The sequence below is a fragment of the Nonomuraea sp. NPDC001684 genome (assembly GCF_053596515.1).
In genome coordinates, this window is the sequence record NZ_JBSFGJ010000165.1 from 1 (window position 1) to 19,016 (window position 19,016).

Annotated in this window: 16 protein-coding genes and 2 riboswitches; of the genes, 6 read left to right on the forward strand and 10 right to left on the reverse strand. The window is 71.1% G+C overall.

Annotated elements, in window-relative coordinates; all coding sequences use genetic code 11:
* From ACWCSD_RS26425 to ACWCSD_RS26465, 9 genes are all read right to left on the reverse strand, one after another.
* Nucleotides 1-815 (reverse strand): serine dehydratase beta chain (locus tag ACWCSD_RS26425; protein ID WP_449918722.1); only part of this gene is annotated, 815 nt, incomplete at its 3' end.
* A 58-nt stretch (nt 816-873) separates the two neighbouring features.
* Nucleotides 874-1,263 carry a glycine cleavage system protein GcvH gene (gene gcvH, locus ACWCSD_RS26430; RefSeq protein WP_352324995.1) on the reverse strand — a complete coding sequence of 130 codons (390 nt, stop codon included), beginning with the start codon at nt 1,261-1,263 and terminating at the stop codon, nt 874-876.
* Nucleotides 1,260-2,345 carry a glycine cleavage system aminomethyltransferase GcvT gene (gcvT, locus tag ACWCSD_RS26435; RefSeq protein ID WP_358283572.1) on the reverse strand — a complete coding sequence of 362 codons (1,086 nt, stop codon included), beginning with the start codon at nt 2,343-2,345 and terminating at the stop codon, nt 1,260-1,262. Before gcvT ends, gcvH begins: the two co-directional genes overlap by 4 nt.
* A gap of 34 nt (nt 2,346-2,379) precedes the next feature.
* Nucleotides 2,380-2,479: riboswitch (glycine riboswitch) on the reverse strand.
* A 20-nt stretch (nt 2,480-2,499) separates the two neighbouring features.
* Nucleotides 2,500-2,597, reverse strand: a riboswitch (glycine riboswitch).
* Between the two features lie 249 nt (nt 2,598-2,846).
* Nucleotides 2,847-4,220: a M28 family peptidase gene (locus ACWCSD_RS26440; RefSeq protein WP_364326137.1), complete on the reverse strand. Its 1,374-nt coding sequence runs from the start codon at nt 4,218-4,220 to the stop codon at nt 2,847-2,849.
* Between the two features lie 71 nt (nt 4,221-4,291).
* Nucleotides 4,292-6,586, reverse strand: a complete 2,295-nt coding sequence (locus tag ACWCSD_RS26445; protein WP_449918726.1) for a M4 family metallopeptidase — start codon at nt 6,584-6,586, stop codon at nt 4,292-4,294.
* Between the two features lie 222 nt (nt 6,587-6,808).
* The gene (locus ACWCSD_RS26450; protein WP_449918729.1) at nt 6,809-7,498 is read right to left on the reverse strand and encodes a gamma-glutamyl-gamma-aminobutyrate hydrolase family protein; all 690 of its coding nucleotides are present in this window, start codon (nt 7,496-7,498) and stop codon (nt 6,809-6,811) included.
* Nucleotides 7,495-8,259: a 3-oxoacyl-ACP reductase gene (locus ACWCSD_RS26455; protein WP_397162503.1), complete on the reverse strand. Its 765-nt coding sequence runs from the start codon at nt 8,257-8,259 to the stop codon at nt 7,495-7,497. The genes ACWCSD_RS26450 and ACWCSD_RS26455 overlap by 4 nt, the downstream gene beginning before the upstream one ends.
* A 5-nt stretch (nt 8,260-8,264) precedes the next feature.
* Nucleotides 8,265-9,608, reverse strand: coding sequence for an aldehyde dehydrogenase family protein (locus ACWCSD_RS26460; protein ID WP_397162504.1), 1,344 nt, complete (start codon nt 9,606-9,608; stop codon nt 8,265-8,267).
* Between the two features lie 8 nt (nt 9,609-9,616).
* Nucleotides 9,617-10,987, reverse strand: coding sequence for a glutamine synthetase family protein (locus ACWCSD_RS26465; protein WP_449918733.1), 1,371 nt, complete (start codon nt 10,985-10,987; stop codon nt 9,617-9,619).
* 124 nt (nt 10,988-11,111) lie between these two features.
* Here ACWCSD_RS26465 and ACWCSD_RS26470 point away from each other — a divergent pair, with 124 nt between their 5' ends.
* The gene (locus tag ACWCSD_RS26470; protein WP_358283588.1) at nt 11,112-11,816 is read left to right on the forward strand and encodes a FadR/GntR family transcriptional regulator; all 705 of its coding nucleotides are present in this window, start codon (nt 11,112-11,114) and stop codon (nt 11,814-11,816) included.
* A gap of 10 nt (nt 11,817-11,826) precedes the next feature.
* On the opposite strand, the gene ACWCSD_RS26475 is transcribed toward ACWCSD_RS26470, so the two are convergent.
* Nucleotides 11,827-13,638, reverse strand: coding sequence for a DUF2264 domain-containing protein (locus tag ACWCSD_RS26475; RefSeq protein WP_449918736.1), 1,812 nt, complete (start codon nt 13,636-13,638; stop codon nt 11,827-11,829).
* A gap of 124 nt (nt 13,639-13,762) precedes the next feature.
* Between ACWCSD_RS26475 and ACWCSD_RS26480 the strand changes: the two genes are divergently transcribed.
* The 5 genes from ACWCSD_RS26480 (at nt 13,763) to ACWCSD_RS26500 (ending at nt 18,993) form a co-directional block, all read left to right on the forward strand.
* Entirely contained in the window at nt 13,763-14,800 is a 1,038-nt protein-coding gene (locus ACWCSD_RS26480; RefSeq protein WP_387667859.1) for a substrate-binding domain-containing protein, read from the forward strand.
* Nucleotides 14,801-14,906: 106 nt separating this feature from the next.
* Entirely contained in the window at nt 14,907-16,214 is a 1,308-nt protein-coding gene (locus ACWCSD_RS26485; RefSeq protein ID WP_397162507.1) for an ABC transporter substrate-binding protein, read from the forward strand.
* Between the two features lie 54 nt (nt 16,215-16,268).
* Complete coding sequence (locus ACWCSD_RS26490; protein WP_352324984.1) at nt 16,269-17,165, forward strand: carbohydrate ABC transporter permease; 897 nt, start codon at nt 16,269-16,271, stop codon at nt 17,163-17,165.
* A gap of 5 nt (nt 17,166-17,170) precedes the next feature.
* Nucleotides 17,171-17,995, forward strand: coding sequence for a carbohydrate ABC transporter permease (locus tag ACWCSD_RS26495; RefSeq protein ID WP_352350487.1), 825 nt, complete (start codon nt 17,171-17,173; stop codon nt 17,993-17,995).
* Complete coding sequence (locus tag ACWCSD_RS26500) at nt 17,992-18,993, forward strand: hydroxyacid dehydrogenase (RefSeq protein WP_397162508.1); 1,002 nt, start codon at nt 17,992-17,994, stop codon at nt 18,991-18,993. Before ACWCSD_RS26495 ends, ACWCSD_RS26500 begins: the two co-directional genes overlap by 4 nt.
* Nucleotides 18,994-19,016: the final 23 nt, after the last annotated feature.

A 19,016-nucleotide genomic window follows, 5' to 3' on the forward strand; every position in this document is an offset into this window, starting at 1 on the left:
GCGAACAGCGCCACCCAGTCCATCGCCTGCAGCGGGTCCTTCTCGGCCGACTCGGCCTGCAGCCGCCGGTGGAGCTGGTTGGCGCGGCGCTTGACCTTCAGGCCGCCGGGCAGCACGCCCTCCTTGCTGATGCCGCGCCGCACGCACTCCGACATCACCCGCCACAGGTTGAGGATGCCCGCGCGGATCTCCTCCTCGGTGCGCCCGAACGCCTTCTCGTTCTCCAGCATCAGGGCGGAGATCGACAGGCCGGTGTTCGAGCAGTGCTTGAGCAGCTCCTCGCCCGAGGCGAACGGGTAGGGCAGGACGGTGTCGTCGGGCTTGATGCGGTCGGCGCCGGTGGCCTTCTCGTCCACGACGAAGCCGCCGCCGACGGAGAAGTAGACCTTCTCGCGCACGGTCTCGCCCTGCTCGTCGCGGGCGGTGAAGCGCATGCCGTTGGGGTGCTCGGGCAGGGAGATCTTGCGCTCGAAGACGAGGTCCTGACCCACGACGAAGGGGATCTCGCGCTCGCCGTAGAGCTTGACCGTGCCCGCGGCGCGCATCTCGGCCAGGCGGGTGTCGACGGAGTCGACGTCGACCAGTTCCGGCTTCTCACCGGACAGGCCGAGCAGCACCGCCTTGTCGCTGCCGTGGCCCTTGCCGGTCAGGCCGAGCGAGCCGTACAGGATGACCTCGACGCGGGCCACGCGGGGGAGCAGGCCGTCGTCGTGCAGCCCGCGGGCGAACTTGTGCGCGGCGGCCATCGGGCCGCCCGTGTGGGAGCTGGACGGTCCGATGCCGATCTTGAAGAGGTCGAAGACGCTGATCGCCATTGATGGCGCCCTTCAGTTCAGGAAGTGCCGGGGCCCGCGGCGGGCCCCGGCGTTGGTGTCAGGACTCGCCTGAGGTGAGCGCCGTGTACTCCTCGGCGGACAGCAGGTCCTCCGCGTCGCCCTCCATGCGGACGCGGAACATCCAGCCGTCGCCGTACGGGTCGCTGTTGGCCAGCGACGGGTCGTCGGCCACGGCCGAGTTCACCTCGACGATCTCGCCGCCGACGGGCGCGTAGATCTCGCTCACCGACTTGGTGGACTCCACCTCGCCGACCGAGTCACCCGCCTCGACGGTCGAACCGACCTCGGGGAGCTGCACGAAGACGACGTCACCAAGAGCCTCGGCGGCGAAGGCCGTGATGCCGACGGTCACGGTGATGCCGTCGTCCACGCCCGACACCCACTCGTGCTCCTTGGTGTAGTTCAGGTCGTCAGGGATGTTGCTCACTTGTTCCTCCTGTAGAAGGGCAGCTCGACCAGGTCCATAGGTTCATGGCTGCCCCGGATGTCCACGGCCAGACCTGTGTCGGCACCGGCGTCCACGTAGGCCATCGCGATGGGCTTGCCCAGGGTCTGGGAGGGCGCACCGCTGGTGACCTCGCCGACGACGGCGCCGTCGCGGGTGACCGGGTAGCCGTGACGCGGCACCCGGCGGCCCTGGGCGACCAGGCCGACGAGGCGGCGGCGGGGCTGGTCGTCCTTGACCGCCTCCAGTGCCGCCCTGCCGACGAAGTCACCGGGCTTGTCGAATTTCACCACTCTGCCCAGCCCCGCGTCGAACGGGGTCAGGTCGGAGCTCAGCTCGTTGCCGTAGAGCGGCATGCCGGCCTCCAGCCTGAGGGTGTCGCGGCTGGACAGACCGGCGGCGCGCAGCCCGTGCGGCTCGCCCGCGGCCTCCAGGGCGCGCCAGAGCGGCACGGCGTCCTGGTTGGCGACGAACAGCTCGAAGCCGTCCTCGCCGGTGTAGCCGGTACGGGCGATGAGCGCCTGGCGGCCGTCGACCACGCCGGGCAGGCCCGCGTAGTACTTGAGACCGTCGAGGTCGGCGTCGGTGAGCGTGGCCAGGATCTCCTGGGCCTTCGGGCCCTGGATCGCGATGAGGGCGTACTGCTGGGAGCGGTCATCGACCGCCGCGTCATACGACTTAGTACGATTTTTCAGCTCATCCGCGACCTTGTCGGAGTTCGAGGCGTTGGCCACCACCATGAACTCCTCGTCCGCCAGCCGGTAGACGATGAGGTCGTCGAGCACCCCGCCGCGCTCGTCCACGATCATCGTGTACCTGGCCCGGCCGGGCGCGAGCGCCGACAGGTGGCCGACCAGCGCGTAGTCGAGGGCCTCTCCGGCCTGCGGACCGGTCAGGAAGATCTCGCCCATGTGCGAGAGGTCGAACAGCCCGGCCGCCTCGCGGACGGCTTTGTGCTCCGCGGACTCGCTGCCGTACCGGAGCGGCATGAGCCAGCCGGCGAAGTCGGTCAGCGTGGCGCCTAGGGCCTCGTGGACGTCTCGTAGCGGCGTAGGTCGGGACATTTGTCGCACCTCAGGACAGGATTGGATGCCAGCATCCTCCCCCTCTGTCATGGATGCCTGAGAGCTTCGCCCGAGTTTTACCGGACTTTCACCTTCGGCGAGGCCCCGAGGGCCTGCTTTCCAGAGGTCACCTCCCCGTAAGAACGCCTTACAGGGCTGCCGCGCGGTCCTTTGCCTTGAGAGGTTCGCGGGGAGGGCTTGCTCCTTCAGGGACCCTGACCGGCTGTCAGGGTGCTCTCCCGCACGGTTTCGCCGGTGATGTCCGTCAGCCTAGTGCCGTCATGGGGGTGTTGTCGCGCTTCGCCCTCCACCATCCGCGGCATCCGCGACATACCGCACGCAGCGAAAAGCGGCCGCGGCCCCGGAGAGGCGGGGTCGCGGCCGCGTTGGTGGCCGCGCGCGAGCCGGTCATGGCAGGTCAGCTCGCACGCGGCAGCTCGGGGCGGGCCGGCGGTGACCGGCCCGCGCGGGATCAGGCCCTACAGATAACAGGCCCTGAGGTCAGGCCCGTGCCCAGAGGGCGGGCACGTTCGGCGGCTCCCAGCCCGGCAGGCTGGTGTGCGCCTGGAGGCAGCGGTAGCTGACCCCCTGGTAGGTGACGACGTCTCCGGCCGTGTACGACTTGTAAGCCGTCCAGGTGGTGCCCTGGCCGTCCCCTCCGACGGTCAGGGTGAAGGACGCGGAGTGGTCCGCCGTCGCCCCGTCGCCGTTGATCCCTATGGTGTACGTCCCCGCCGCGACGCCGCTGGTGGTGGCGATCGTGACGGTGGACGACTGGCCCGCCTGAACCGTGGACGGGCTGAAGGAGACGGTGACCCCGCTCGGCACGTTCCCGGCGGAGAGCGCGACGCTCTGCGCCTGGCCGGACGTGACCTGGGTACTGACCGCCGCGGTAGCCGACTGACCGGCCTGGACCGATGCCGACGACGGGGTCACCGAGATCGAGTAGTCGTTCTCCGTGGGCGTGCTGGTGCCCACGGCGAGCTTCCATATGGCGTAGGCGATGGCGTCGGAGTTGCGGTCGAGCGCCGTGGTGTTGATGGCGCTCGGGTAGCTGTCGCACGCGCTGTGGTAGCAGCGGTCGAACGCCTGCCCGGCCGAGCCGCCCCACTTGGCGGCCTGGGCCGAGCTCTTGACCGCCCCGGCCCCCGTGGCCAGGCCGCCGACCCGGACGCCCGCGCTCTTGAACGAGGCGTGGTCGCTGCGGCCGTCGCCCTCCCTGTCACCCTCGGTCTGCAGGCCGATGGTGGCGAAGTAGTCGTTGAAGGTGCGCTGGATCGCCGCGTCGTCGTCGTAGACGAAGTAGCCGGCGTTGGTCGAGGCGATCATGTCGAAGTTCAGGTACACCTCGACGCCGCTCGCGCCGCCGTTCTGGACGTAGTACCTGGACCCGACCATGCCCGCCTCTTCGGCGCCCCACCAGCCGAACCGCACGTGCTTGGTGAGGGTGGGCTTGCGGGCGGCCAGGGTGAGGGCGTTCTCCAGGAGCGCGGCCGAGCCGGAACCGTTGTCGTTGATCCCGGGGCCGGCCGCGACGCTGTCGAGGTGGGCGCCGAGCATCACGGTCTGGTTGGCCGGGCCGCCCGGCCAGTCGGCGATCAGGTTGCTGCCGCCGCTGAAGTTCTGCACGCGGGTGGTGAAGCCGGCCGCGTCCAGCTTGCCCTTGATGTAGTTCATCGAGGCGGTGAAGCCCGGCCTGCCCGAGGCGCGGTTGCCGCCGTTGCTCGTGGCGATGGACTGCAACTGGCTCAGATGCGCCGTCACGTTCGCGACGGGGATGTCGGGCGCGGGGTCGGCGGCGGCGCCGGCCGGTCCGGCCGGCGTGGTGAGGGTCAGGGCCAACGCGGCGGTGGCCGCGGCGCCCAGCCTGAGCATGGCGTTCACGATCTGTGGCTCCTCAAGGGGGTTGGGCGGCCACCCCGGCGTGGCCGCCCAGGTCGTGCGACTTAGACCGGCTGCCAGAGGGCAGGGGTGTTGGGCGGCTCCCAGCCCGGCAGGCTGGTGTGCGCCTGGAGGCAGCGGTAGCTGGTGCCCTGGTAGGTGACGGTCTGTCCGGCCGTGTAGGCCGTGTACGTCTGCCACGTGGTGCCCTGGCCGCCGCCCACCGTCAGGCTGAAGGAGGCCGAGTGGTCGGCGCTCGCGCCGTCGGCGTTCAGGCTGATCGTGTACGTGCTGGGCGTCACGCCGCTCGTGGTCGCGAACGTCACCGTGGACGACTGCCCGGCGGTGATCGTGGACGGGCTGAAGCTGACCGTCACGCCCGCGGGCACGTTGCTCGCCGCCAGGGCGATGCTCTGCGCCTGACCGGCGGTGACCTGCGTGCTGACCGTGGCGGTGGCCGACTGACCGGCCTGCACCGAGGCCGACGACGGGGTCACGCCGAAGGAGTAGTCGTTCGGCGAGCTCTGCCCGATCTGCAGGTTGTAGGTGGCCTGGCGGTCCACGTCGGCGCCGTCGGCCGTGATGGCGATCGAGTGGCTGCCCTGCGGGCTGCTCGCCGAGGTGGTGATCGTCAGCGTCGAGCTCTGCCCCGCGGTGATGGTGGCCGGGCTGAACGAGGCGGTCACGCCGGCCGGCAGGGTGCCGGTCCGCAGGGTGATCGACTGCGCCGAGCCGCCGGTCACGGTGGTGCTCACCGTGGTCGTGGTGCTCTGGCCGGGGGTGACGCTGCCGGAGGCGGGGTTCAGGTTGACCGAGAAGTCGTTGCTGCCCTGGGTGCAGGTCGGCTCGCCGGACTGGGCCCGTACGCTGACGCCGTCCCAGGCGTTCTTGACCACGTTGAACTCGGTGCAGCTGCCCGGGTACAGGGTCTTGGCGGCCTGGAGGGTGGCGACCCTGGCCTTGGCGTGCGTCCACGGCTGGGTCTTCGTGTTCAGCGCGGACATGAACACCTCACCGGCCTTGCGGATGCCGATGCCGGTGATCGCGGCGCCGTTGTCGCAGCGGGTGCTGGCGGGCTTGCCCGAGGGGTTGGTGCCCTCGGCCACCAGGTAGAACCAGTGGTTCTGCGGACCGGCCGCCGCGTGCACCTCGGTGTTCGGGATGGAGGCGCTGTAGCAGTTCGGGTGGCTGAGGGCCGACGGGTTGTACATGTTGCGGATCGGCCCGGACCCGGAGAGGTTGACCTCCTCGCCGACCAGGTAGTCCGGCGGGTCGTTCGGGTTGTTGGCGTACGCCTCGGTGAGCGCGCCGAAGATGTCGCCGGTGGACTCGTTCATGCCGCCGGTCTCGTTGCCGCTGCCCGAGCCGCCGCTGGTGAACTGGAAGATGCCGTGGCCGAACTCGTGGCCGACCACGTCCATCGACGTGAGCTGCTGGGAGTTGGCGGAGTTGTGGCCGAAGGAGCCGTACTGGCCGTTCCAGTAGGCGTTGACGTCGGCCAGACCGACGCGGGCCGGGTAGCCGCCGCCCTGGCCGTTGATGCCGTTGCGGCCGAGCCAGGCGCTCAGCATGTCCCATTCCCGCTGCGCGGCGTAGAGCGCGTCGACGCAGGCGGTCTCCAGGTTCGTGCCCGAGCCGTTGCCCCAGGTGTCGGTGGTCTTCGTGTACGGCGAGCCGTTCTGGCCGCCGCACGCGACGCCGCTCCTGCGGGGGTCGCGCATCGTGTACGAGGGGCTGGTGTCGATGGTGACGGTGCCGACGTAGTAGCTGTTGCCGGTGCCGTCGCGCACCTCGTCCCAGTCGTCGATGACCTTGCCGGTCAGGGCGTCCACGTAGACGTGGAGCTTGGTCTCGTGACCGGCGGCGGTGGCGCCGGTGACGAGGACCTCCCAGGCCAGCCGCGGGGTCGTCGTGGTGGCGTGCACGGACAGCACGGGCGTGGCGACGGTCTCGACCCTGGCCACCTTGGCCCTGGCCGTCACGGCGGCCTGGGCCGCGGTGACCCTCGCCTTCGTGCCGATCCCGATCTTCGTGCGCTGCCCGGTGGCGACCGTGTCGACCACCGCGCCGGAGGCGTCCGTGGCGACGACCACGTCGCCGCCGTAGACGGGCAGGCCCGCGTGCTTACGGGCGTAGGTCAGGTACTGCAGGCCGCGGACGCCTTCGACGGTCGACGTCAGCGTGAACGTGTCCTGCTCGGATGCCAGCAATGCCGCCGAGTCGGCCAGGATCGCGTTGTGCGCGGTGGCGATCGCGTTCCTGCGCTCGTCGGGGCTGGGAGGATCGGCCACCTGCGACGCTTGGGCTGTGGCGCTCGTGGCGCCCACCAGCGAGCTGGTGGTCAGGGCTAGCGCGAGCATTGCGGCAGCCCCCAACCTGAGTTTGGGGTTCACTCTCTGGCTCCTCAGGGGGGTGTGGAGTGGAAGAGCCCCGGCCGGCTGGGGATGAACACAGGGTGACACCGGGATGGCGCGACCCGGTACCCAACAAGTTTCCTATAACGCGGTGGTATGGCCCCCTGAGCTGGGATTTCGCGGGATTTTAGGGCGCAGAAAAGGTAAAGAAGCTTTCCAGTAACGGTCTCAGCAGGCCGCCGTGAACGCCTCGAAGAGCGCCGGTCCGTCGCCCGCCTCCGGGTGCCACTGGACCGCCACCGCGAACCCGCCGGAGTCGAGCTCCACCGCCTCGATCGTCCCGTCGCCGGCCGTGGCGGTGACCGTGAGGCCCCGGCCGAGCCGGTCGATGGCCTGGTGATGGTAGTGCGGGACCGCCACCGGGTCCGTGCCGAGCACCTTGGCCAGGCGGCTGCCGGGGACGGGCGTGACCGGCAGGTGGCCGAACTCGCCGGGCGCGGGGGAGTGGCCGGTGTGCCCGGTCACGTCGGGCAGGTGCTGGTGCAGGGTGCCGCCGAGCAGCACGTTGAGCACCTGCAGGCCGCGGCAGATGCCCAGGAACGGCAGCCCGGCCTTCAGGGCCGCCGCCAGGAGGGCGAACTCGGCCTCGTCCCGGAACTCCCGGACGTAGCCGGTGCGCTCGTGCGCCGCCCGGCCGTACCTGGCCGGGTCGACGTCGCCGCCGCCGGCCAGGACGAGACCGTCGAGCCGCCCCACGACCTGGGCGGGATCGCCGGCCGGCGGCAGCAGCACGGGCTGCCCGCCGGCCTGGACGATCTTCTCGACGTACATGTACGGCAGCAGCGCGACGGGCAGGTCCCACACGGTGAACCGGGCGGGCTCGACGTACGTCGTGACGCCGATGACCGGACGGGTCACAGCGGCGTCACGTACGCGCCGGAGATGCCGCCGTCCACCAGGAACTCGGCCCCCGTGATGAAGGAGGCGTCGTCGCTGGCCAGGAACGCCACGGCGGCGGCGATCTCCGACGCCTCGGCGAAGCGGCCCACCGGGATGTGCACCAGACGCCGCTGGGCCCGCTCGGGGTCCTTGGCGAACAGCTCCTGCAGCAGCGGCGTGTTCACCGGCCCCGGGCACAGCGCGTTGACCCGGATGCCCTCGCGGGCGAACTGCACGCCCAGCTCGCGCGACATCGCCAGCACGCCGCCCTTGGAGGCCGTGTACGAGATCTGCGACGTGGCCGACCCCATCACCGCCACGAACGACGCGGTGTTGATGATCGAACCCTTGCCCTGCCGCCGCATGTACGGGATGGCGTGCTTGCAGCACAGGTACACGCTGGTCAGGTTCACCTCCTGGACGCGGCGCCAGGCGTCCAGGCCGGTCTCCAGGATCGAGTCGTCGTCGGGCGGCGAGATGCCGGCGTTGTTGAAGGCGACGTCCACGCTGCCGTAGGTCTCGTGGGCCGTGGCGAACATCCGGACGACGTCGTCCTCGCTGGTCACGTCGGCCTTGACGAAGAGGCCGCCGACCTCGCCCGCGGCCTTGGCCCCGGCCTCCTCGTCGATGTCGACGCAGACGACCCTCGCGCCCTCCTGCGCGAACCTGCGCGCCGTGGCCAGCCCGATGCCGCTGCCCGCGCCGGTGATCACGGCCACCCGGTCCTGCAATCGCTGCACTGTACCTACTCCCATGAAATGAAGACGTTCTTGGTCTCGGTGAAGGCCGTCAAGGCGTCGGGGCCGAGCTCGCGGCCGAGGCCGGACTGCTTGAAGCCGCCGAACGGGGTCCAGTAGCGCACCGAGGAGTGCGAGTTCACCGACAGGGCGCCCGACTCCACCGCGCGGGCCACCCGCAGCGCCCGCCCGACGTCGCGCGTCCAGATCGAGCCGCTCAGCCCGTACGGGGTGTCGTTGGCGATGCGCACGGCCTCGGCCTCGTCGGCGAACGGCACCACCGACACGACCGGGCCGAAGATCTCCTCGGTGAAGGCGCGGTCGGTGACCTTGGAGGTGAGCACCGTCGGCGGGAACCAGAAGCCCTTGCCCTGGGGGCAGTCGCCCTGGAGGTAGGGCGTGCCCTCGACGAAGCCGCGGACGCGCTCCAGGTGCTCGGCGCTGATCAGCGGGCCCATCTCGGTGGACTCGTCGAGCGGGTCGCCGACCTTGACGCCGCGCACCGCCGCCGACAGGCGTTCCAGGAACTCGTCGTACACCTCGGCCTGGACGAGGATGCGCGAGCGGGCGCAGCAGTCCTGGCCGGAGTTGTCGAAGACCGCATAAGGGGCTGTTTTTGCTGCTTTTTCGAGATCCGAGTCGGCGAAGACGATGTTCGCGGACTTGCCGCCCAGCTCCAGCGTCACCCGCTTGACCTGCGCCGCCGCCTTGGCGGCGATCTCCTTGCCCACCTCCGTCGAGCCGGTGAACACGATCTTGGCCACGCCGGGATGCTCGACCAGCCGGGCCCCCGCGACCTCCCCTGCCCCGGGCAGCACCTGGAGCACCCCCTCGGGGAGGCCCGCCGCCAGGGCCAGCTCGGCCAGCCGCAGCGCCGTGAGCGGAGTCCATTCCGCCGGCTTGACGATCACCGTGTTGCCCGCCGCCAGCGCCGGGGCGACGCCCCACGACATGATCAGCATCGGGAAGTTCCACGGCACGATGACGCCCACCACGCCCAGCGGCTCCTGGAACGTGATGTCCACGCCGCCGGGCACCGGGATCTGCTTGCCGTGGTTGCGCTCGGGGGCGGCGGCGTAGAAGTGCAGCACGTCGCGGACGGCCCCGGCCGCCCAGCGCGCGTTGCCGATCGGGTGCCCGGCGTTGTCCAGCTCCAGCCGGGCCAGCTCCTCGCCGTGGGCGTCCACCAGGTCGGCGAAGCGGCGCAGCAGCCGCGCCCGGTCGCCCGGCGCCACCTCCCGCCAGCTCCGGTACGCCTTCGCGGCCCGCTCCACCGCCCGGTCGACCTCGGCCGCGTCGGCCATCTCGACCTCGGCGACGACCTCTTCCGTCGCCGGATTAACGATCCTCATGCCTACCGTCACATTCGCTCGAAACCACGGAACAGCTCCCAGTCCGTCACCGCCGCGTCGAAGGCGGCCAGCTCCACGCGCGCGTTGTTCGCGTAGTGCTCGACCACGTCGTCGCCGAACGCCTCCCTGGCCAGCTTCGACCCCTCGAACAGGGCGAGCGCGTCCCGCAGCGTGTGCGGCACGGTCTCGGCGCCGGAGTCGTAGGCGTTGCCCTCGAAGGCGTCCTCCAGCGGCAGCTCCCGGTCGATGCCGTCCAGGCCGGCCGCGATCAGCGCCGACACCGCCAGGTAGGGGTTGACGTCCCCGCCCGGCACCCGGTTCTCCACCCGCAGCGACGGCCCGTGGCCCACCAGTCGCAGGGAGCAGGTGCGGTTGTCCACGCCCCACTTGACGGCGGTCGGCGCGAAACTGCCGGGCACGTAACGCTTGTAGGAGTTGACGTTGGGGGCGTACAGCAAAGTGAGCTCGCGCATGCGGGCGAGCTGCCCGGCGATGAACCGCGCGCCGAGCTGCGAGAGTCCGTACGGCCCCTCGCCCGCCATCGCCAGGCCGCCGTCGAGGCCGCGCAGCGAGATGTGGATGTGGCAGGAGTTGCCCTCGCGCTGGTTCGGCTTGGCCATGAAGGTGATCGAGCGGCCCTCCTGGGCGGCGATCTCCTTGGCGCCGTTCTTGTAGATCGAGTGGTTGTCGCAGGTGCGCAGGGCCTCGTCGTAGCGGAAGGCGATCTCGTGCTGGCCGAGGTTGCACTCGCCCTTGGCCGACTCGACGTACATGCCGGCGCCCTCCATGTCGCGCCTGATGCGCCGGAGCAGCGGCTCGACGCGGGCGGTGCCGAGGAGGGAGTAGTCGACGTTGTAGAGGTTGGCGGGGGTCAGGTCGCGGTAGGCGCGCTGCCAGGCGTCCTCGTAGCTGTCGTCGTAGACGACGAACTCCAGCTCGGTGCCCACGTACGCGGCCAGGCCCCGCTCGGCCAGGCGAGCGAGCTGGCGGCGCAGGATCTGCCGCGGCGAGGCGGTGACCTCGCCGCCCTCCTCCCAGGCCAGGTCGGCCATGACCAGGGCGGTGCCGTCCTGCCAGGGGACCCGGCGCAGGGTGGACAGGTCGGGCTTCATCGCGAAGTCGCCGTAGCCCCGGTCCCAGGAGGACATGTCGTAGCCGGCGACGGTGTTCATGTCCACGTCGACCGCGAGCAGGTAGTTGCAGCCCTCGGAGCCGTGGTGCAGCACCTCGTCCAGGAAGTAGCGGGCGGAGAGCCGTTTGCCCTGCAACCTGCCCTGCATGTCGGCGACGGCGAGCAGCACCGTGTCGATCCGGCCGGAGGCGACCTCGCCCCGCAGTTCCTCGACGGACAGGAATCCGTCGCCCGCTGGTTCGCTCACCCTAGGTCGCTCCGATCTGCTCTGAAGCGCTTTCCCGTTGATTGGGCTAGTCTCAGACCATTGATGTGCATGCCGGGATCGCTTGTCAAGACCTGAGGACACCTTGGACGATTCGGCGCGTTTGATGACAGTGCTGCGCCCGGTGAAGGCGGGAAACGCCTTCGAGGAGACCGTGGAACGGCTGCTCCAGGCGATCAAACTGGGCGTGGTGGCGTACGGCGACAAGCTGCCGCCCGAGCGCGAGCTCGCCGTGCGGCTGGGCATCAGCAGGGTCACCCTGCGCGAGGCCATCCGCGCCCTTCAGGACGCGGGCTACCTCGACGTGCGGCGCGGCCGGTACGGCGGCGCGTTCGTCACCTATGTCCCGCCGCGGCCCGACGCGGGCGACCTGCGGCAGGCGGTGGCCGACATGGGCATGGCCGAGCTGTCGGACGCGCTGACGTTCCGGCTGGCGGTCGAGTGCGGGGCGGCGCAGGTGCTGGCCGCGGCCGAGCTCACCCCCGCCCAGCGGGAGGTGCTGCTGCGCCGGCTGGCCGAGCTGGACGCGGCGCCCCTGGAGGACTACCGGCGCCTGGACACGGCCTTCCACCTGTCGATCGCCGAGCTGACCGGCTCGACGCTGCTCGCGGCGACGTGCGCCGACGCCCGCTCCCGGGTGAGCGACCTGCTGAACGCGATCCCGATGCTCCAGGTGAACATCGAGCACGCGGCCGCCCAGCACCGGGCCATCGTGGACGCCATCCTGGCCGGCGACCCGGACGCGGCGCGCCGGGCGATGGCCGAGCACCTGGAGGGCACGGCAGCCCTCCTGCGCGCCTTCCTGGCCTGAGCCGGGGCCGTCAGGCGGCGGTGTCCGGGGGGCGGACCTGGAAGGTGTGGCGGGTGCCGTCGGGCCAGGTCAGCGTGATCTCGTCAGCCGTCACCGCCGCCGACGGCACCGTCGGCGGGATGTCGTCAGCTGCCGTCGACGGCGTCCCGGCCGGGCCGCCGTCCAGGACGGCCGCGCTGACCGCCCAGCCGTCCGCCGGCACCCCCTCCAGCACCGGCACGGCCGCCGGGGCCCCGAAGGCGCTGCCCTCAGGGTCGTCGGCGACGTAGGCCCGGCTGTAGCCGCGCATCGCGGCCAGCTCGGAGACCAGCCCGCCGCCGTCCCGGACCCGGACCCGGACCCGGGCGCCGGGCCCGCCGGTCTGGTCGGTCTGGTCGGTCTGGTCGGCCTGGTCGGCGGACGCGACGAGCGCCCAGCCGCTCTGCCGGACCGCCGAGCCGGGCGCGACCCGATGGACGCGCACCTCGACGGCCCCCCTGATCACGCTCAGGCTCTCCACACCGGCGCCCGCCGACGCGGCCCACGCCAGGTCGCCCGCCGAGCCCGCCCCCCGAGGGGTGATCGTGCCGCGCCCGGCGACCGTGCCGTCCGGGCCGACCACGCCGAAGTGGTTGTCGGGGACGCCCGTCGTCGGCGCGGTGCGGGTGGAGTAGGCGTAGCGGTCGTACAGGGGGTCGCCGGGGTGGTGCTGGCTGCCGTGGTTGAGCAGGCGGGCGACGTCGCCGGTGTGCTGGACGACCAGTCCCGGGCCGGGCAGCGCGGCCAGGCCGGTGGGGCCGGGCTCCTCGGTCGCGGTCCACACCGGATGGCCGGCCGGCAGCAGCAGCCCGAGGAACGCCTTCGACGCCCAGTACGGCGACGCCGAGCCGGAGTAGGACTGCAGCGAGGGCTCGTGCGGGCCGTGCCAGCCCAGCGTGAGCAGCCCCTCGGGGGAGAGCGTGCCCTCGTCGAGGAAGCGGCGCAGGACGCCGGAGGCGATGCGGCGGGTCTGGCCGGGGGAGAGCGGGGTGGCCTCCAGCAGGGCGCCGGCGAAGAGCGAGGTCGCCGAGGCGAAGCGGTAGGTGAGGGAGCGGCCCTGGTAGACCATGCGGCCGTCCTGGTCGAAGGTGAGGGCGTAGCTCTCCAGGAAGCGGCGCAGGCGGGGCCCGGGGGAGCCCTGGCCCCCCAGGTGGGCCAGCAGGGCCGGGTAGAGGTGCATGGCCCAGCCGTTGTAGTGGTCGAAGGAGCGGTTGTCGCCGTCGGCGTACCAGCCGTCGCCGGCGTACCAGGGCTCGATGCGGGCCAGGCCGCGCTCCACCGCCGCGCCGGCCTCCTCGGCGTGCAGGCCGGCGGCCGACAGGAAGCCGCCCACCATGGCGGGGAACAGCCACCAGTTGTTGTCCACCGGCTCGTGGCGCAGCGCCCCGGCCAGGTACGCGGCGACGCGTTCACGGGTGGCGGGGGACAGTCGGTCCCACAGGCGCTCGCGGGTCAGCCAGAGCGACAGGGCGATCGAGGCCGCCTCGACCATGGGCTGGGTGCGGTCCTCGATCGGCTGCCAGACGCCGGGGCCGGACTCCAGGCCGCGCGCGTACGGGGCCAGCAGCTCCTCGGGGCCGCCGCCGGCCACGCGGAAGGCGGCCAGCAGGAAGGTGCGCGCGTACCCCTCCAGGCCGTCGCAGCGCGACCAGCTTTCGCGTCCCGGCAACGTGATCACGGCGCCGTCCGCGGAGCGGTACGGTTCCACCGCGGCCAGCAGCCCGTCGGCCACCGCCTCCCAATGGGCGCGGGTCCAGCCGGTGTACGGGCTGAGCGTTCGATCCTCCGGCGGAAGCGGGAACATGCGGCACTCCAAAGGGACGTCCGGTCTCGGCCGGGACCTTAGCATCCTGATCGAACGAAAGCATCCGTTCAAAAACGAAAGCACTTCCCGCTAGGATCGTAGGGTCGAGTCAGAAGGAGTCGCGGTGTTCGCCGAACAACGTCATGAACTGATCCTGCGCGAGGTGCGCGAGCGCGGTTCCGTACGCCTGGCCGAGCTGGTCGACCGGCTCAACGTCTCGATGGTCACCCTGCGCAGGGACGTCGAGCACCTGGCCGGCCAGGGCCTGGTCAACCGCGTGCACGGCGGCATCACCCGGCCCGAGTCCGCGCCCGCCCCGGCCAGGGAGCGCTCCCTGACCCTCGGCATGCTGGTGCCCTCGGCCACCTACTACTACCCGGCGGTCATCAGGGGTGCCCGCGAGCAGGCCGAACGGCTGGGCGCGCGGCTCGTCCTCGGCGTCTCGCGCTACGACGACGAGGAGGACCGCACCCAGGTCAGGCAGCTCGTGGACGGCGGCATCGAGGGCCTGCTGCTCACCCCGAGCAGGCAGCCGGACGCCTCGCACGAGGACTGGCTGGCCGAGCTGGGCGTGCCGGCGGTGCTCGTCGAACGGCGGGCCGAGCTGGGCGGGCCCGCCTCGCTGCTGGACGCGGCGGCCTCCCACCACGCCCACGGGGCCTTCCTCGGCACCCGGCACCTGGCCGAGCTCGGGCACCGGCGCCTGGCGATGGTCTCGCGGGACAGCCCGACGGCCCCCCGGGTGCGGCACGGGTTCCTCGCCGCCGTCCGCGACCTGGGGCTGGCCGAGCCCGTCCACCTCGACGTCGCGCAGGAGGGGCCCTCGCGCGAGCAGGTGGCCGACGTGGTCGCGGCGATCAGGGGCGGGGTCACCGCCATGCTGGTGCACAACGACGAGGACACGTTGCTGCTGGTCCAGCACCTGCGGACGGCCGGGGTGCGCATTCCCGAAGAGGTGTCGCTGGTCGCCTACGATGACGAGGTGGCGGCGCTCAGCGACCCCCCGCTCACGGCCGTCGCGCCCCCCAAGGCCGCGGTCGGCCGCTGTGCCGTCGACCTGCTGGTGAGCCGGATCCAGGAGGGCCCGCGGCGCCCTGCCCAGCACGTGGCGCTGCTGCCCGAGCTGAGGGTCCGGGAATCCACGGTCGCGCCGCGTCCGTGACGTTACGCATCCATTTCGTTATTGATCGATTTGTGGCCTCTCTCTAGACAACCGATCGAGTATGAGCGAATGATGCCTTATCGATCGAAGCGATGAGGAGCCATCGATGGGACGCAAGAGCGCCGGCATTGCCGGACTGCTGGCCGGTATGAGCCTGCTCGCCGCCGCGTGCGGCAGCACGGAGCCGGCGCAGCCCGCGGGCGAGGCGGGCAAGCCCGCCGAGGTCACCTTCTGGGGCTGGGCCAAGGGCACCCAGCAGGTCGTGGACGCCTTCAACAAGTCACACAAGGACGTCCAGATCAAGTACGAGGAGATCCCCTCGGGCAACGCGGGCGGCTACGCCAAGTTCTCCAACGCCGTCAAGGCCGGCAACGCCCCCGACGTCATGTCCGTGGAGTACCCGCAGCTGCCCGACTTCGTGAACCAGGGCGCCCTCCAGGACATCTCGGCCGACGTGGCCGACGTCAAGTCCAAGTACCCGGCCGAGGTCTTCGGCCTGGTCGAGCTGGGCGGCAAGGCGTGGGCGCTGCCCATGGACGCCGCGCCGCAGGTGTTCTTCTACCGCAAGGACCTGTTCGAGAAGAACAAGATCGAGGTCCCCAAGACCTGGGACGACTTCCGCACTGCCGCCGAGAAGGTCAAGAAGGCCGACGGCAAGTCGCGCATCGCCACCTTCTTCCCCGATGACCCGAGCGTGCTGGCCGCGCTGTCGTGGCAGGCGGGCGGCAAGTGGTTCGGCACCGAGGGCGACGCCTGGAAGGTGACGATCAACGACGAGCCCAGCAAGAAGGTCGCCGAGTACTGGCAGGGCCTGGTCAAGGACGACCTGCTGAAGGTCCAGCCGTCCTTCAGCCAGGAGTGGAACGCCGCCTTCGAGGACGACACCCTCTGGGGTTACGTCGGCGCCAACTGGGGCGCGGGCGTCATGAAGGGCAACCACGCCGGCCAGGCCGGCAAGTGGGCCATCGCGCCGATCCCGAACTGGGGCACCCCGGCCAGCGGCATGCTCGGCGGCACCACGTTCGGCGTGAGCAAGGGGTCGAAGAACGCCAAGGCCGCCGTCGAGGTCGTCAAGTGGCTGACCGGCTCGGAGGAGGCGTGGACCGCCCGCCTGTCCTCGGGCACCTCCAGCGGCTTCCCGGCCATCGCCGACCTCGTGCCGGTCGCGGCCAAGAGCTTCGACGCCTCCTTCTACGGCGGCCAGGACATCTACGCGCTGTTCGCGGAGTCGTACAAGACGGTCCAGCCCGGCTGGACGTGGGGCCCGAGCATGGTCCAGACGCTGACCACCTTCAAGGACGCCCTCGGCAAGGTCTCCAGCGGCGGCACCACCATCCCCGGCGTGCTGGACGCCGCTCAGACGGCCACCGTCGGCGAGATCAAGAGCCGCGGCCTCAACGTCGCCCAGCAGTAGCACGACGCTCGCGGCGGAGCGCCGGCTCCGCCGCGACCCACCGAAAGGCAGCTTGTGACTCCTCCAGTAGGAAGCGGTCGCGGCGGCGAGGGGTGGCGGCGGCGGGGGGCGATCCTGCTGTTCGTCGGGCCGTTCTTCGCGCTGTTCGCGGCCGTGATCGTGGCCCCGCTGGCCTACGCGGTCTACCTCAGCCTGTTCAGCGAGAAGTCGTCGGGGCTCGGCTTCGGCGGCGCGGAGACCGTGTTCGTCGGGCTCGGCAACTACCTGGACACGCTGAAGGACTCCGCCTTCACCGACGGCTTCCTGGTCATCCTCGGCTACTGCGTGCTGTACATCCCGCTGATGATCGGCGGCGCGCTCACGCTGGCGCTGCTGCTGGACTCCGGGCTGGCCAGGCTGGGCAAGTTCTTCCAGCTCGCGCTGTTCATGCCGCACATCGTGCCGGGCGTGATCGCCGGGCTGATCTGGCTCTACCTGTACCTGCCCGGCATCAGCCCCATCGTGGACCTGCTCGGCGACGTCGACTTCCTCGGCGGCGACCACGTGCTCGGCTCGGTGGTCAACATCGCGCTGTGGGAGTGGGTGGGCTACAACATGATCATCTACTTCGCGGCGCTCCAGGCCATCCCGGCCGAGGTCGTCGAGGCGGCCAGGATGGACGGCGCCGGCCCGCTGCGCGTCGCCCTCCAGGTCAAGGTGCCGCTGATCCGCGGCGCCGTGGTCACCACCGTGCTGTTCACGATCATCGGCTCGCTGCAGCTGTTCACCGAGCCGATGGTGCTCGACAACGTCAGCGACGGCGTCGTCAGCACCTGGACGCCCAACATGTACGCCTACAACGAGGCGTTCGGCAACAACGACTACGGCCAGGCCGGCGCGGCCTCCATCCTGCTCGCGCTGCTCGCCGCCGTGCTGTCCTACGCCGTCACGAAGTGGGGGAACCGCCGGTGAAGTGGATGTCCCGCGCCACGGTCAACGTGCTGCTGATCATCTCCGCCCTCTACACGCTGCTGCCGCTGACGTGGCTGCTGTTCGCCTCCACCAAGTCGCTGTCGGACCTGTACTCGACGCCCGGCTTCTCCTTCGCCGGCTTCAACCTGTTCGAGAACATCAGGGCGGTCGCGCAGGAGGGCGACGGCGTCTTCTTCCGCTGGTACCTCAACAGCGTCCTGTACGCCGGGGTCGGCGCGGCGGTCAGCTCGTTCGTCACCGTGATGTGCGGTTACGCCTTCGACAAGTACTCCTGGTTCGCCAAGGAGAAGATGTTCGGGCTGGTGCTGCTCGGCGTGCTGGTGCCGACCACCGCCACCGCCGTGCCGCTCTACCTGCTGGCCTCCAAGGTCGGCGTGGTGAACACGTTCTGGTCGGTGTTCGTGCCGGTGCTGGTGCATCCGTTCGGCGTCTACCTGGCGCGGGTGCTCTCCTCCGGGTACGTGCCCGGCGAGGTGCTGGAGGCGGCCAGGTCCGACGGGGCCGGCGAGCTGCGCACGTTCGTGTCCGTGGCGCTGCCCATGCTGCTGCCCGCGTACGTGACGATCTTCCTGTTCCAGTTCACCGCCATCTGGAACAACTTCTTCCTGCCCCTGGTCATGCTGAGCGACCAGCGGCTCTACCCGCTCAGCCTCGGCCTGTACGGCTGGGAGAAGCAGGGCAACGCCTTCCCCGAGTTCCACAGCCTCGTGATCACCGGGTCGCTGCTGTCCGTGGTGCCCCTGCTGCTGGTGTTCGTGTCCCTGCAGCGGTTCTGGAAGGCCGGGATGACGGCGGGCAGCGTCAAGTGAACGAGCTCTCGGGGGAGAACATGAACAAGCCGGTGACGGTCGTCGCCATGGCCGCCGAGGTCGCCGGGCGCATGCTCACCGGCGAGGTGCGCGCCCGGCTGGCCCGGGTGGCCGACGTCCGGGCCGAGGTCGCCGCGTTCGACGACGCCGACCTGTCGCAGGCCGAGGTGCTGCTCACCTCGTGGGGCTGCCCGCCGGTGACCGCCGAGGTGCTGGCCCGCGCGCCCCGGCTGCGGGCGATCGTGCACGCGGCCGGCTCGGTCAAGCACCACGTCACCGACGCCTGCTGGGAGCGCGGCATCGTGGTCTCCTCGGCCGCCTCGGCCAACGCCGAGCCGGTGGCCGAGTTCACGCTCGCGGCGATCCTGTTCGCGAACAAGCGGGTGATCGACATCGCCCGCGCCTACCGGGCGCGGCGGGCCAACGACGACTGGGACGCCCGCTTCCCCGGCTTCGGCAACTACCGGCGGGTGGTCGGCGTCGTCGGGGCCTCCAGGATCGGGCGGCGGGTGATCGAGCTGCTGCGGCCGTTCGACTTCGAGGTGCTGGTCAGCGATCCGTACCTGACGGAGGACCTGGGGGCGCGCCGGGTCGGGCTGGACGAGCTGGTCGCCCGCTCCGACGTGGTCAGCCTGCACGCGCCCGACCTGCCCGAGACCCGCCACCTGATCGACGCGGGCCGGCTGGCCGCCATGCGCGACGGCGCCACGCTGATCAACACGGCCAGGGCCGCCCTGGTCGACCAGGACGCGCTGATCGCCGAGCTGACCTCCGGACGGCTGTACGCGGTGCTCGACCACACCGAGCCGGAGTTCCTGCCCGCCGACTCGCCCCTCTACGACCTGCCGAACGTGCTCGTCACGCCGCACGTCGCCGGCTCGCTGGGCGGCGAGCTGGCCAGGATGGCCGACCTCGCGCTCGACGAGCTGGCCCGGCACGCCCAGGGCCTGCCCTTCGAGCACGGCGTCGAGCCCGGCACGCTGTCCCGGTCCGCCTGAAGCCCCCTCTGAACCGCTCTGAG

Coding starts and splice junctions, on each gene's coding strand:
- gcvT (WP_358283572.1), bottom strand. CDS start 2,345: ATGTCCCGACCTACGCCGCTACGAGACGTCCACGAGGCCCTAGGCGCC.
- ACWCSD_RS26440 (WP_364326137.1), bottom strand. CDS start 4,220: ATGCTCAGGCTGGGCGCCGCGGCCACCGCCGCGTTGGCCCTGACCCTC.
- ACWCSD_RS26445 (WP_449918726.1), bottom strand. CDS start 6,586: ATGCTCGCGCTAGCCCTGACCACCAGCTCGCTGGTGGGCGCCACGAGC.
- ACWCSD_RS26460 (WP_397162504.1), bottom strand. CDS start 9,608: ATGAGGATCGTTAATCCGGCGACGGAAGAGGTCGTCGCCGAGGTCGAG.
- ACWCSD_RS26470 (WP_358283588.1), top strand. CDS start 11,112: ATGACAGTGCTGCGCCCGGTGAAGGCGGGAAACGCCTTCGAGGAGACC.
- ACWCSD_RS26475 (WP_449918736.1), bottom strand. CDS start 13,638: ATGTTCCCGCTTCCGCCGGAGGATCGAACGCTCAGCCCGTACACCGGC.
- ACWCSD_RS26485 (WP_397162507.1), top strand. CDS start 14,907: ATGGGACGCAAGAGCGCCGGCATTGCCGGACTGCTGGCCGGTATGAGC.
- ACWCSD_RS26495 (WP_352350487.1), top strand. CDS start 17,171: ATGTCCCGCGCCACGGTCAACGTGCTGCTGATCATCTCCGCCCTCTAC.